This window comes from Streptomyces sp. NPDC051020 (assembly GCF_040683105.1).
In the GTDB taxonomy this organism is placed as follows: Bacteria; Actinomycetota; Actinomycetes; order Streptomycetales; family Streptomycetaceae; genus Streptomyces.
Window position 1 is genome coordinate 97,002 of record NZ_JBFBCG010000001.1, and the last position, 13,663, is coordinate 110,664.

At 71.1% G+C, this 13,663-nt stretch carries 9 protein-coding genes; all 9 read right to left on the reverse strand.

The features are described from left to right. Positions 1-32: 32 nt before the first annotated feature. The 9 genes from AB0N06_RS00395 to AB0N06_RS00435 all read right to left on the reverse strand — a co-directional run bounded on the left by AB0N06_RS00395 (position 33) and on the right by AB0N06_RS00435 (position 13,654). Positions 33-2,996, reverse strand: a complete 2,964-nt coding sequence (locus tag AB0N06_RS00395; protein ID WP_366132546.1) for a SpoIIE family protein phosphatase — start codon at positions 2,994-2,996, stop codon at positions 33-35. A gap of 122 nt (positions 2,997-3,118) precedes the next feature. Further along, positions 3,119-3,595 (reverse strand): phospholipase, encoded by a 477-nt coding sequence (locus tag AB0N06_RS00400; protein ID WP_366132547.1) that lies wholly within the window; start codon positions 3,593-3,595, stop codon positions 3,119-3,121. Positions 3,596-4,027: 432 nt separating this feature from the next. Next, the gene (locus AB0N06_RS00405; RefSeq protein ID WP_366132548.1) at positions 4,028-4,486 is read right to left on the reverse strand and encodes an anthrone oxygenase family protein; all 459 of its coding nucleotides are present in this window, start codon (positions 4,484-4,486) and stop codon (positions 4,028-4,030) included. A gap of 155 nt (positions 4,487-4,641) precedes the next feature. Further along, positions 4,642-5,463 (reverse strand): glycoside hydrolase domain-containing protein, encoded by an 822-nt coding sequence (locus AB0N06_RS00410; protein ID WP_358858665.1) that lies wholly within the window; start codon positions 5,461-5,463, stop codon positions 4,642-4,644. A 207-nt stretch (positions 5,464-5,670) separates the two neighbouring features. Beyond that, on the reverse strand, positions 5,671-7,221 hold the full coding sequence (locus AB0N06_RS00415) for a von Willebrand factor type A domain-containing protein (RefSeq protein ID WP_366132686.1): 1,551 nt from the start codon (positions 7,219-7,221) through the stop codon (positions 5,671-5,673). Between the two features lie 203 nt (positions 7,222-7,424). Beyond that, a complete protein-coding gene (locus tag AB0N06_RS00420) occupies positions 7,425-8,300 on the reverse strand; it encodes an ABC transporter permease (protein ID WP_366132549.1) in 876 nt (291 codons plus the stop codon). After that, on the reverse strand, positions 8,297-11,089 hold the full coding sequence (locus AB0N06_RS00425) for an alpha/beta fold hydrolase (protein ID WP_366132550.1): 2,793 nt from the start codon (positions 11,087-11,089) through the stop codon (positions 8,297-8,299). The genes AB0N06_RS00420 and AB0N06_RS00425 overlap by 4 nt, the downstream gene beginning before the upstream one ends. Positions 11,090-11,408: 319 nt before the next feature. Continuing rightward, positions 11,409-12,752 (reverse strand): MFS transporter, encoded by a 1,344-nt coding sequence (locus tag AB0N06_RS00430; RefSeq protein WP_366132552.1) that lies wholly within the window; start codon positions 12,750-12,752, stop codon positions 11,409-11,411. Next, entirely contained in the window at positions 12,713-13,654 is a 942-nt protein-coding gene (locus AB0N06_RS00435; RefSeq protein WP_366132553.1) for an ornithine carbamoyltransferase, read from the reverse strand. Before AB0N06_RS00435 ends, AB0N06_RS00430 begins: the two co-directional genes overlap by 40 nt. Positions 13,655-13,663: the final 9 nt, after the last annotated feature.

Consider the following 13,663-nt stretch of genomic DNA (forward strand, 5'->3'; position numbering starts at 1 on the left):
CCGCCCGTTCGCGCGGACCCGCCGCACGGCGGTCAGGTCACCGGTTGTTCGGTCCAGATGCACTTGCCGGTGGCCGTGTAGCGAGCGCCCCAGCGGTGGGCGAGGGCGGCGACCAGTTGCAGACCGCGGCCGCCCTCGTCGGTCTCCGCCGCATTACGGATGCGGGGTGTGGACAGGCTGCCGTCGGAGACCTCGCAGATCAGCCCCTCGGCGCGGAGCAGGCGGAGGGCGATGGGGCTTTTGCCGTACCGGACGGCGTTCCCGACCAGCTCGCTGACCAGGAGCTCGGCGGTCATGGCGAGGTCATCGAGCTCCCAGCCCTCCAGCTGGTCCCGGACATGATGACGTGCCTCGCTCGCGGCGATCGGGCCGTCGGGAAGTGTCCAGCTGGCAATGGAGTCGGCCGGTATCGCAGAGGTGCGGGCGACGAGCAGTGCGGCGTCGTCCATGAGCTGGGTGCCCGGCAGCAGCTCGGCCAGGACGTCGTCGCACAGCCGCTCCAGCCCGAGCGCGCTGCCCGCCGCGTCGTCCTCCCGTGCGGCGGCCGCCGCAATCGAGAGCGCCTTCGTCAGGTGGAGCATGCCCCGGTCGATGTCGCGGGTGACGGATTCGATCAGTCCGTCCGTGTAGAGCACCAGCAAGCTGCCCTGGGGGAGGACGACCTCAGTGGTCTCGAACGGCGGGCGTGCGGTGCCCAGCGGCGGATCCGGCCGGTGGGCGATGAACTCGGTGTTGCCGTCCGGGTACACGACCGCCGGCGGCGGGTGCCCGGCGGAGCCGAACCTGCACCTGCGGGTGACGGGGTCGTACACCGCATACAGGCAGGTGGCGTAGAAGTCGTCGCCGAGGTCGTTCACCACCTGGTTGAGGCGGGTGAGGAGTTCGGAGGGCGGGAACTCCAGATCGGCGAGCGTGTGCACGGCCGTCCGCAGCCGCCCCATGGTGGCCGCCTCGGCCAGGCCGTGCCCCATCACATCGCCGACGACCAGCGCCACCCGGGCGCCGGACAGCGGAATCACGTCGTACCAGTCGCCACCGACCTCGATGCCCTCGTTGGCAGGCACATAGCGGGCGGCGGTACTGACCGCGCACAGCGTCGGAAGCTCGCTCGGCAGCAGTCCCCGCTGGAGTTCCTGGGCCCTCATGTGCTCGGCGTCGAACAGCCGGGCGCGCTCGATGGCCTGCGCCATCAGCCCGCTGAGTGTGATGAGCAGAGCCCTTTCCTCTCCGCCGAGATGCCGCGGCTCGGTGAAGGAGACGACGCAGCAGCCGACGGGGCGGCCGGAGGCGATCAGCGGCAGGAACGCCCAGGATGCCTTCCGGGACTCGGCCGGGCGGTCGGCCATCCGGGGGTAGCGTTCGACGTACTCCTCCACCGAGTCGATGAAGGTGGCCGTTCTCGTGCGGTACACCTCGTCGAGCGGGGACATGTCGCCGACCTGCATTCCGTCGATGTCACGGAAGAACGTCTCCGGGTATCCGACCTGCCCGGCGACGGGCAGCGTCTCTCCTTCGAGGAGATGGACGACGAGACCGGATGCGCCGAACGGCGCCATGATCCGCTCGGCGGCGGCGTTCACGACGTCCTGCACCGTGAGGGCCTCGGCGAGTGCGCCGGCCAGTGCGGTGATGCGGGCGTTGCGGTCGGCCGTGACACGTTCCGCGGCGGCGGACCGGGCCTCACGCGACCGCGTCTCGGTGACATCGGTGGCGTACACCGTCAGGCCGTCCGGTACCGGGACCAGCCGCATCTGGTACTGACGCCGGTTGGTGGGCCACCGCACTGTGAAGCCGACCGGGGTACCGCGGTCGACGGCCCGCCGGTACGACGCATGCAGGCCGAGTCCCACGGCGTCGATGCCGGTTTCGGCGAAGACGTCCCACAGGTTCTGGCCGAGCAGTTCCTGTGAGGCGCCCAGGAGCCGCTCCGCCTCCATGTTGAGGAAGGTGATCCGCCACTCGCTGTCGACCGCGAAGAACGCATCGCTCATGTGCCGCAGCGCGCGGCTGACCGAGTCCCGGGCGATCCGGCTCTCGGTGGTGTCCCACATGGTGCCGACCATGCGCCCGGGCCGGCCGTCCTCCCCCGGCAAGACCCTGCCCCGCGAGCTGACCCAGCGCGTTGTCCCGTCCGGGCGGCGGATCCGGTACTCCACGGCGGACACCCCGTGGTTACGAATCGCCTGCTCGGTCTCGACCAGGAGCCACGGCAGGTCATCGGGGTGGACCAGCCCGCTCCAGGTGTCGAAGCGCTGGTTCGGGGACTGCCCGGCCATGCCGAGGATGGCGAGCGTCGACTCGTCCCACAGCTGCTCCCCGGTGGCCAGGTCCCATTCCCAGGAACCGACCTTGATCGCTTCCAGCGCCTGCCGGAGCCTGGTGACGGGTGGCTCCTTCCCCAGCCGCCCGGGGTCGGTCCTGGCCCAGCCCATCGAGGGCTCCCGCAGCCGCAGGGCGGCCCAGGCGGCGAGCGTCTCGACGGCGGACCGCTGCTGCGGCGTGGGCCGCCCCTCGCCGACGGTGAGCACGGACAGCGCGCCGGCGACCCCGTCCGGCGTGAGGAGCGGAACGGCCAGCAGCCCGCTGCCTGCGGGCAGCTCGGAGGGCGGCGACCAGGGGCCGGCGTGGGGGTGGTGGCCGAGGGGGCTGTCGGGGCCCCGGCGGCCGTGCCGCGCGCCGCCGTCCGTACGCCCTCCCGGAGCGGACATCCATACCGAGGCGCCAGCGGCCACCGCGCGCGCCGGCGCGGAGTCGCCGTCCACCGCGATCTCTTCCCAGTCCTGGGCCACCGTGCGGACGATCCCGCTGGCCGCCATCAGCAACAGCCGGCCCCCGGGGCCCCTCACGTGGACCATTCCGCCCAGTCCGTCGGCCTCCGTCACCGCATGGTCCAGGGTGAAACCGAGCAGATCGACTCCTCCCAGCCCAACCCCCGCTTCGATGATCATCCGAAGCCGTGCCGCACCGGCCTTGTCCGTCAGGAGCCGCTCAGCCATCGCTCGCTCCCTTCCGCGAACCCGCGTAGGACACCGGGCACCCGGAATGAGTGACTTTGCCCTCTTAAGTGTACGTACGGGTGCGGACCAGCGAATGTGCAGGCGACGGGCCGCGGGACGCGCTACGCGGCGTCCACCACCGCCGTGTAGCCGAGCTTGTCGACCGCCTGGTAGTAGGTCCAGGCCGTCGCGTCGCAGGAAGCCTTCTTGACGCCCGAATATGCCGCACAGACCCGCTTCAGGTCGGCGTAAAAAGCGCTGTCGATACGGGCCTTGTCGGCGCTGAACGTGCCGGCCGCCTTGTAGTTCCGGTAGCCGAAGTCGTGGCGGACACAGGAGTTGGCGAAGGGGAAGCCGAAGGGGTTGTCCGGCGAGGTGGTGCAGTAGTCGGTCGACCAGTCGAACCCGTACGCACTCCATGCGCTCCGGTTGCCTCTGGCCGCGAAGAACGCGTTGTAGCTGCTGGCGCTCGTCTGCGTCCAGCTGCTGAGGACCTGGGGCTTGTCGGCGGGCGCGGCGGCGGCGTCGGCGGCGGGGAGAAGTGCGGCGGACAGGGCGAGGGCCGCAGTGGCCAGAGGGACGGTGATACGTCGGCGCATGGGGAGCTCCTCCGTGAGGGAACGCGACTGTCCCAGCGGTCTTCGCTCGGGACGGACACAGCATCCGGTAGTGGACTGTCACGGATGTATACGGGAGCTGTACGCCCTGCACCATGGAGACACATCGACGACTGCACGGGAAAGTTGACGCCCCACACTCACAGCGGCGACGCATAACGGCCACGGGGCGTGGAGTTGGAGGCCGCGCGCATAGGTGGGGTGGAGGCGAGGGCGCATGGCCCCACCGTAGAAGACCCTGCCGCACCGGAACCATCGGTGCTGCCGGAGTCCCGGGGTAGGGCTGGGCCTACCCCCGCAACTCTTCGCGACCGCGCCCGGCGTGCCGTGGCCGAAGGTGAACGATCCCGTGGACGTGGGACCAGGGGGCGGGTCGGGACGACCCGCAGCGCACACTCGGACCGTCCGCGCGGGCTACACCGTGGCAGCGACCAGCAGCGCGAAGGCCGCGGCCGAGAGCACGGTGCGGATCCGGTGGAGGGCGGTCCAGCGGGACTCGAATGCCTGGCGGGCCGCGCTGTCGTCGCCGCCCTCGGCGGCCGCGAGCGCCGAGTTGAGCGGGATGTTACCGCTCACGGTGACGAGGTGGCTGAGCGCCGCGCAGACCAGCCCGCCTGCGACGAGTGCCCGCTCGGCGGAGGTCCGGCCGTCGACGGGGACGACGAGCGCGGCGACCGGGAAGGCGATCACCCCGAGGAAGAGGACGAGGAACACCGGTCTCGGCACCGTCTCGTTGAAGCGGCGCATCGCGGCGGTGAACTGGTCGTCCGGCAATAGCTTCAGGCCGGGCATGATCCCGGTGGTGAAGCACACCAGGAAGCCGGCGTAGAGACCAGTGGTGACGGCGGCGAGCGCGAGCAGCAGAGAGGCCATGGCGCACATCATGGCGCGGCGGGGCGGGCTGTGCGGCACCATTTCACCAAGGCGCCGCTGCCCGGCCCGCTTCCGTCGCCGTCCAAGGCGGAGGAGGGAGTCGCAGGGCGTCCGGAGCCCGCCCCCTGTCGGGGGTCGGGCCGCTACGCCGGGCGCTACTTGGCGACGACGGCCACCGGCGCGTCCCACGCGTCGCGATCGATGGTGAGAGTGGCCCCGTCATGGGTCACCTTCTTGTTGACTGCGTACTGGTGGCCGCGGCGGTGTCCGGTCCACAGAGTCTTGTCGTACGGGAACCCGGTGGTCGTGGAGTAGATGTCGTCGTACCGCGCGTACCAGAGGATCTCCGGCAGGTCGGTGCGCGTCGTGGCCTTGGCGACAACAGCCGCGCTGGAGTTGCTGAAGCCGTAGAAGCCGGTCCAGTACCCCTTGGCGTGGACCGTCTTGTCCCAGGAGCGGATGTAGGCGAGGACGGTGTTCACGCAGGACGTGTTGGCGGGGTCGAAGTACTCCATGTCCAGGTAGACCGGGCTGCCGGTCTTCATGCCCAGCGCGGACGCCTTGGCCACCGCGTCGGCGCCGTCGGTGGCGCCCAGCGCGGTGGCGTTGGCGGCGGTCATCTTCTCGGGGTTGTTGCTGGTCTGGCACGGCGGCTGAGCGCCGACGTACAGCGGTATCAGCTTCCAGCCCCCGGCACTCACGGACTTCACCCAGGACGGGGTGAGCTGGGGCTGGGCGCACCCGCGGTTCTTCCCGCCGATGTACACCGCGGCAGCCCGGTAGACCGAGGTGGCTCGCCACTTCTGCATGGTGGTGAGTGTCGGTGCGGTGCAGGTGTCGAAGGCGTGGCCGGTGAAGACGGTCGGCGCGGGCCGGGTGACGGTGGTCGCGGTGGCCGCCTCGGCGGCGAACGCCGCACCGGTCAGCACGCCCACCCCGGCCAGCGCCATTCCGATCCGGCGCCGCTTCTTCGACATGCGGTGATTCGACACAGAGACCTCAACGATGAGTACGGGGCAGCGGGGAACAAGGCGGAGCCGGCTGGACGCTGCGTCAGACAGGCGGCTCGGAAGCAGCAAACTTTCTCATACGGAGTTCGAAGATCGACCGTGTGAACGGTTCCCTTGCCCAAACCTGAGCCAACTCTGAGAGTTCCTTGACCGAATCCGGTGCCCCCGGCCGGGTCAGCCCATCTCTCCCTCCTGCTCGCCCCCGCCGCCGGGGCCCCTGTCGTCGCCCCGGAGCCGGTCGGCCTGCGCGATCGCCGTCGCCAGCTTCCGTACCGAGCTGTCCTCCGTGCCGGCCGCCAAGGCCGCCGCCCGGGTTGAGAGTTCGCCGAGCCCCGGCTGATCCGGCAGCGCGCCGCCGCGCAGGTCCTCCGCGAAGTACGCGGCCACCGCAGCCACCTGGAGCCGCTTGTTGCCGTCATCGCCCCACAGACCGCCGTCGATCGCGCCGGTCTCGACCGTGCCCGACCGCTCGTGCGGCGCCCGGGTCTTCGGGTCCAGCCAGCGCACCGTCGCGGTCGCCACATGTCCGGCGGCGCCGTCCCGGAGCCGTACGGCATAGAGCGCGGTCACCGTGTGCCCGGGGCCGACCTCGCCACCGTCCACGCTGTCGTCGCGGAAGTCGTCGTCGGCCACCTTGCGGTTCTCGTATCCGATGAGCTTGAACTGCTTGACGTTCTTCGGGTCGAAGGCGACCTGCGCCTTGGCGTCGCGGGCCCGCAGTTCGATGTGGGCGGGAAGCTGGTCGACAAAGACCTTGCGGGCCTGGGTCTCGTCGCCGATGTAGGTGGTGTGGCCGTCGCCCCTGTCGGTGAGGCGTTCCATCAGCGCGTCCCCGTAGTCGCTGCCGACGCCGACGCCGAAGAGGGTGATGCCGTACTCGCGGCGGGCGTCGTCGATCCGTTCGAGGATGGCGTCGGCATCGGTCTCGCCGGTGTTGGCGAGGGCGTCGGAGAGCAGGACGACCCGGTTGTTCGCGCCGGTGCGGTGACCGGCGACCGCCTCTTCGTAACCGCGCCGTACCCCCGCTTCCACATTGGTGGAGTCGGTGGGTTCCATGGAGTCGACGGCGTCGCGGATCTTTCCGCGGTGGTCCCGCAGCCGGGTCATCGGCACCAGGGTCTTCGCCTTGTCGCTGAAGGTGACCAGGGAGACGGAGTCGTCGTCGCGGAGTTCGTCGGTGAGGATCGAGAGGGACTTCTTCACCAGGTCGAGGCGGCCGGTCCCGGCCATCGAGCCGGAGATGTCGACGACGAAGGTCAACGCGGCGGGAGGGCGTTCGCCGCCTTCGTCCGCGACACGGGTGGCCAGACCGACCCGCACGAGCGACCAGCCACCGGCCTCGGAGCCTTCGCCCGTACGTGCCCCGTCGACCGTCACCGAGAATCCGTTGCCGGTCGGCCGTCGGTAGCCCTGGCGGAAGCTGTTGACGAACTCCTCGGGCCGTACGGTCTCCGCCCCCGGCAGCTCGCCGTCGCCGAGCGTGCGGCGCGCGTACCCGTAACTGGCGGTGTCCACGTCCAGCGCGAACGTGGACAGATAGTCCGGCGCCACGGGCTTCTCCGGCCGGTCCTCCGCCTTCTGCGCACCGTCTTTCTCGGTGCCGGGCGCGGGGACGACCTGGCCGCCCCCGCTCGTCCCCTGTGGACCGTCGGCACGTTTGGCGGACGAGTGGTCCCCGCTTCCCCCCGCCCCGCAGCCGGTGAGCAGCGCCCCGCCCGCCAGCATCCCGCCCGCCAGCACCAGTCCGAGCGTCCTTCGATAAGTCCGGCCATGCGTCCGGTTTTTCATCCCGTACCCCCAACCATCGCGTCAGCACTTGTGAATGTGACGTTCGGGGCGGCGCCAGGGAGCAGACGAAGACGTTGCGGAACAGTCTCGATGCGGCAACGGCGGGCGGAAACGGCGCGAGGCGCCGCGGAACATCAACGTCAGGACACGATGTCCTTACGACTGAACCCGCGGAATGCGCAAGCGAAAAGGATCAGGGCGTACGTCACCGAGATCGCCGCCCCCTTCGCCATGCCACCCCACTCCAGGTCCGGCTGGAGCGCGTCCGCCCAGGCGAACTGCCAGTGTGCGGGCAGGAAGTCGCGCCAGGAGCCGAGCGCGGTGACGGCGTCCAGCACATTGCCGACGATGGTCAGCCCGACCGCGCCACCGACCGCGCCCAGCGGGGCGTCGGTCTTCGTCGACAGCCAGAACGCCAGCCCGGCGGTGACCAGTTGGGAAACGAAGATGAAGGCGACGACGAGGGCGAGCCGCGGCACGGTGTCGCCGGCCGCGAGCGCACCACCGGTGGGGAGTTCGAGCGGCCCCCAGCCATATGCCGCCGCTCCCGCGGCCAGTGCGACGAGCGGCAGCAGCACCATCGCGGCCAGGCTGAAGCCGAGTGCCACGACGAGTTTGCTCCACAGCAGCCTGGCCCGGGGCACGGGCGCGGCGAGCAGGTAGCGCAGCGAGGACCAGCCGGCCTCCGAGGCGACGGTGTCCCCGCAGAACAGTGCCACCGGCACCACCAGCAGGAATCCGGCCGAGACGAACAGGCAGGTCGCGGCGAAGTTCGCGGCGGACGCGGTCGCGGTGTCCATCAGTGTGAGCCGGTCGCCGCCGCCCCGCGAGGACGGGGTGCCGCCGATCGCGAAGGCGGTGATCAGGATGAACGGCAGCGCCGCCAGCACCCCGCCCATCAGCAGGGTACGCCGCCTGCGCAGCTGCCGAACCGCCTCGACACGCAGCGGCAGGGTGCGCCGGGCCAGGTAGCCGGGCGCCTCGGCGGCGTGGGTGACATCGACTGCGGCACTCATGCGGAGCCTCCGGAGATCAGAGTGAGGAACGCGTCCTCCAGGCGACGGTGCGGCCCGACCCCCGTCAACGGCACGTCCAGCCGGACCAGTTCGGCGATCAGCCGGGAGGAGTTCGCGCCGTCGAGCCGGACGAGCAGGCCCAGCCCGTCGTCCGTACGGACGGCCGAGCCGATCCCGGGGAGTGCGGCGATCTTCTCCACCAGCGGTTCGGCGATCTCCTCGGCGACGGTGACGAGCAGCATGTCGCCCGAGCCGGTGATCTCGGCGACCGGTCCGGCCTGGACGAGCCGGCCCCGGTCCATGACCACCAGGTGGGTGCAGGACTGCTCGACCTCGGAGAGGAGATGGCTGGAGACGATGACGGTCCGGCCCCCGGCCGCGTAACGGATCATCACGTCCCGCATCTCGCGGATCTGGGGCGGGTCGAGCCCGTTGGTCGGCTCGTCGAGGATGAGGAGGTCCGGCATGCCGAGCATGGCCTGGGCGATCGCGAGCCGCTGCCGCATGCCCTGGGAGTACGTGCGCACGGCGCGGGCCAGCGCGTCACCGAGCCCGGCGATCTCCAGGGCCTCCTCGATGTGCGAGTCCCCGGCGGGGCGTCCGGTGGCCTGCCAGTACAGCTCGAGGTTGGCGCGCCCGGACAGGTGCGGCAGGAATCCGGCGCCCTCGACGAACGAGCCGACCCGGGACAGCACGGGCGCGCCCGGCCGGATGGCATTTCCGAAGACGCGGATCTCGCCGTCGTCGGGCGTGATGAGCCCCATCAGCATGCGGAGCGTGGTGGTCTTGCCCGCGCCGTTGGGCCCGAGGAGTCCGAGGACCTGGCCCTTCTCCACGCGGAAGGAGAGGTCCTGCACGGCGTACCGGTCGGCGGACTTGGCGTACTTCTTCGAGAGCCCGGTGATCTGGAGGGGGACCTCGGCGAGCACCGGGTCGGGGGCGGGGGTCGCGGTACGCCGCCGTGCGGTGAGCAGCAGTACGAGAGCGATGACGGCGGCCGCCGCCGGGAGCCCCCAGGTCCACCACGGCAGGGCGGCCGATGCCGTCTTCACCGCGGGGCCGGTGGGGACGGTCAGCGGGCCGTCGAGGGAGACGCTGTAGGTGGTCGGCTCGGCCGGTGACGCGTAGCCGAGGTCCGTGGCGGAGAGGACGAGCCGGAGCCGGTGTCCGGCGGCGACTGCGTGGTCGACGGCGGGCAGGGTCAGCTCGACCGTCTTGTTCTGCTGCTCCGGTGTGATCCGGTAGGGGGCGACGAGCTGGGCGGGCAGCACCTGCTGCTTCCCGTCCGGCGCGACGTCGTACACCTTGCCGAACAGGACCGCGTCGCCCTGCCCGGCCGTCACCTTCACGCGGACGGTGGGCGACCCGGTGATGCGCATCGACGTATCGAGCGGTGCGGAGTCGAAGCGGGCGTGCTGGCCGGGGAAGTCGATCGACAGACCGACGCCGAGGGACGAGAGCTGGGCGATGCCGCCGCCGACGCCCGGGACGGCGGAGATGGCGGGCGGGTTGGCACCGGCGGGGTTGCGGAACGTCTGCGTCCGGCGGTCCGCGGATCCGCCACTCGCCGGCGTACCTGCGCCTGTGCCTGCGCCTGTGCCTGCGCCTGCGCCTGCGCCTGCGCCTGCGCCTGTGCCTGTGCCTGTGCCTGTGCCTGTGCCCACGATGCCCGGCCCGCCGCTCGTCGCGGTCAGCGCGATCTCCCGGTCGCCGCTGGACAGCCCGGGATACGTGTCGCTGCTCGCCCCGCGCTGGAGCGCCGCCCCGTCCGTGGAGTCGATGCCTCCGGTACGGGTGACGCGGAAGGCGGGTCCGGTGTCGGCGCCCTTGTCCTCCTTCAGATAGCGGTCGAACCAGGCCCCGATCCGGTTCTCGACCCGCCCGCTCTCCATGTCCCCGCCGTCGTGCCCGCCCGCGATCCAGTCGACGGCGACGGGTGCGCCGTTCCCGCTGATGGTCCGCGCCATGGCATCGGCCTGGCCGAGCGGGAAGAGGGAGTCGGTCTGCCCCTGCACGATGAGCGCGGGCACCTTGATGCGGTCGCCGACGGCGCTGGGCGACCGTTCACCGAGCAGCGCACGCGCGGCGGCGTCCGGCTTCCCGGAGACGGCGACCCGTTCGTACATGGCACAGAGCTGCTTCTCGAACTTCTCGCAACCGCCGCCCGAGGTGACGAAGATCCCGGCCCAGAGCTTCTTGAAAACCCCGTCGGGGAAGAGTGCGTCGGCGAGGTTCCAGTAGGTGATCACCGGCGCGATGGCATCGACACGCCGGTCGTACCCGGCGGCGAGGAGCGAGACCGCGCCACCGTACGAGGCGCCCGTGACGCCGACCCGCGGGTCGCCCTTCGCGTCCAGCTGCACTTCGGGGCGCCGGGCCAGCCAGTCGATCAGCCCGGACACGTCCTTGACCTCGCGGTCGGGCGCGTTGAGCGAGATCTCCCCGCCGGACTTCCCGAATCCGCGGGCCGACCAGGTCATGACGGCGTACCCGGCACCGGCCAGCTCCTCCGCCTGCGCCCGCACATCGTCCTTGGAACCGCCGAAGCCGTGCCCGATCAGCACGGCGGGCCTGCGTTCCGCGCCCCCGGTGGCGAAGTACGAGGTGTCGAGGGACACCCCGTCAATCCGCATCGTCCGGTCCTGGCGGTGCACGGTGGGCCCGCTGTCGTCGGCCGCGGCGGTCCAGGCACCCGCACCGGCCAGCAAGGCGAGCGCGGCGAGGCCCGCAGCCCACCGGCCGCGGCGGCGGGGCAGGTGGCGTCGCCACCATGGAGTAGGGGTCTGCATGCATCGACCCTAAGCGCCCCGCTCCCGCGCCAGGAGCGCCGCCAGGAGGATCGAGCCTACTCCGGGCGTACGGAACTCCCCGCCGTACTCCGAACGCGGTATGGCCGCCACGAGGGGCCCCGGCACGGGACGCGGCGGTGATCCGACGCGTCGCCGCGCCCATCGGTCCACGGGTGCGGCGACGACGGCGCATCCACGATGCCGGTGCGGGGGGGCACACGTCCTGAATCCGTGTGCGGCCGGACCGCGCGCACCGGTGCGGTCCGGGGAAAGTCACCCCCGCTCCCGGACGCGCCGTACAGCAGGCCCGTCCGTCGGTTCAGTCGGCCACCGCCGTCCCTGCAGCGAGCCCCTCGTCCGGCATGGTCCGGGCCTGCTCCGGCTCCTGCGGTCGTCTCGTGCGGCGGATCGCCGGGCTGATCACAGAAGCGACCGCCAGCAGCCCCATCGCGCCCGACAGCGTCAGCACGGTGCCGCGGGTGCCCAGCCAGTCGAGGAGGAACCCCGCCGCGAGCGAGCCGAGCGGCAAGGTGCCGAAGGCCACCAGGGTGGCGACGCTCGTGACCCGGCCGATCATGTTCTCGGGCGTGATCTCCATCTGGTAGACGGATGCCGCCACGTTCCACAGCGCTCCGGCGAAGCCCATCGCCGCGAAGAGCACACCGAGCGCGACCGGGCCGTGCACGAAGGCGACGGCGGGCATCAGCAGCGCCCAGGCCACATTGGATCCGATGACGATCGCCGGGAGACTGAGCCGGCGCAGCAGCCAGGAGGCGCTCAACGCGCCCGCTCCGCCGCCGAGTCCGGAGACGATCAGGATCACGGCAACCGTGGCACCGGAGCCGCCCTGCTCCTTCACAATGACGATCAGGGCCAGGCTCAGGGCCTGGAACAGCATGTTGCTGCCGGCGATCAGCCCGGCTGCGGCCCGCATGAAGCGCTGCCGCCAGACGAAGATGAGCCCTTCCTTGACCTCCTTGTAGAGGTTGCCTCCAACGGCGGTCCTGGCGCCCTGGAACGGCTTGCGTACCATCAGCAGCATGATCAGCGACAGCAGATGGGAGGCGGCCGTGAAGAGGAACGGCGACCATCGCACCGCGCTGAACAGCAGGGCGCCCACCGGCTGGCCGAGGAGGCCGGCGGCCCGCTCCCTGGCCTCGTTCTGGGCCAGGGCCGGGGCGAGTTGGCCAGCATCGACGACATGCCGTACGGCTCCGCGTTCGGCCAGCCGGTACGCGATCGTGAAGGTGCTCTCCACGAACGCGACGACACCGAGATGGACGATGTGGACCTGGTCGGAGAAGACGGCCAGGGCCACGGTTCCGATCGCCACGATACGACCGGCATCGCAGATGATCATCAGCTTGCGCCGGTCCCACCGATCCACCAGTGCCCCGGCGGGCAACTGTGCGACCAGGTAGGGCAGGTTGGCGGCGAACGCCACCAGCCCGGCGTCCTTCGCGGACCCGGTCAGCCAGACCACCAGCAACGGGTACGCGATCAGGCTGACGCGGGAGCCGAGGAAGGACGCGCCCGCGCCCGCCCACAGCAGCAGGAAGTCGCGGTTGCGGCGCAGTGGCGGCACCGGCTGGCCGGGGGGCGGGGAGGACTTCTCCAGCAGGCTCATCCGCGCGAGACCGCCGTCGCACCCGACCGGCACCATTCCAGTACGGCCATGGCGCTGTGCATCTTGTTCTCCGCCTGGTCGAAGGCGACGCTCGCCGGTCCGTCCAGGACCTCGGCCGTAACCTCCTCGCCCCGGTGAGCGGGCAGATCGTGCAGGAACAGCGCCTTGGGGCTGTGCTCCCACAGGGCGGACGTGACCTGGAACGGGGCGAATATCCGCCGCCAGTCGGCATCGGGCTTGCTGGTTCCGGTGGTCTGCCAGCGGGTGGTGTAGACGGCGTCGAAGTCGCCGGGCAGAGCGTCCATGTGATGGTGCTCGACGACGGACGAGCCACTGCGTGCCGCATGTGCCTTCGCGCGCGCCAGGATGTCGTCGTCGAGGCCGTATCCGGGCGGGGTGCGCAGTTCCAGTGCGACACCCGGGAACCGGGCCAGGGCCAGGGCGAGCGAGGCCGCGGTGTTGTTGCCCTCACCGACGTACAGCAGGCTGAACAGTTCGGTCCGGCCCAAGTGCCGCCGCAGGGTGGTGAGGTCGGTCAGCGCCTGGGTGGGGTGTTCGTCGCTGGTCATGGCGTTGATGACGGCCATGGTGCCGGGAGCGGCGAGTTCGCGCAGTTCCGCCGGGTCGGCGGCGGTGCGGGCGACCAGCACATCGATCATCCGCGACATCACCCGTCCGGTGTCGGCGATGGTCTCGCCCGTGTTGAGCTGGAGATCGCCGGGGCCGTAGGTGACGATGTCGGCGCCCAGCCGCTGCGCGCCCGCGGAGAAGGCGGTCCTGGTGCGGGTGGACGTCTTGTTGAACCAGATGCCGACTATGTCCCCGGTGAGCGGGCGTTCGCGGTTACCGCGGCCGCGCGCGGAGAACTCCGCCGAGCGGGCGACCAGATGGCGCAGGTCGTCGTCGGTCAGGTCGTCGATGGATATCAGGCTTCGCACGGTGTGTTC

Coding starts and splice junctions, on each gene's coding strand:
- AB0N06_RS00395 (WP_366132546.1), bottom strand. CDS start 2,996: ATGGCTGAGCGGCTCCTGACGGACAAGGCCGGTGCGGCACGGCTTCGG.
- AB0N06_RS00400 (WP_366132547.1), bottom strand. CDS start 3,595: ATGCGCCGACGTATCACCGTCCCTCTGGCCACTGCGGCCCTCGCCCTG.
- AB0N06_RS00420 (WP_366132549.1), bottom strand. CDS start 8,300: ATGAGTGCCGCAGTCGATGTCACCCACGCCGCCGAGGCGCCCGGCTAC.
- AB0N06_RS00430 (WP_366132552.1), bottom strand. CDS start 12,752: ATGGTGCCGGTCGGGTGCGACGGCGGTCTCGCGCGGATGAGCCTGCTG.
- AB0N06_RS00425 (WP_366132550.1), bottom strand. CDS start 11,089: ATGCAGACCCCTACTCCATGGTGGCGACGCCACCTGCCCCGCCGCCGC.
- AB0N06_RS00415 (WP_366132686.1), bottom strand. CDS start 7,221: ATGCTGGCGGGCGGGGCGCTGCTCACCGGCTGCGGGGCGGGGGGAAGC.
- AB0N06_RS00410 (WP_358858665.1), bottom strand. CDS start 5,463: ATGTCGAAGAAGCGGCGCCGGATCGGAATGGCGCTGGCCGGGGTGGGC.
- AB0N06_RS00405 (WP_366132548.1), bottom strand. CDS start 4,486: ATGGCCTCTCTGCTGCTCGCGCTCGCCGCCGTCACCACTGGTCTCTAC.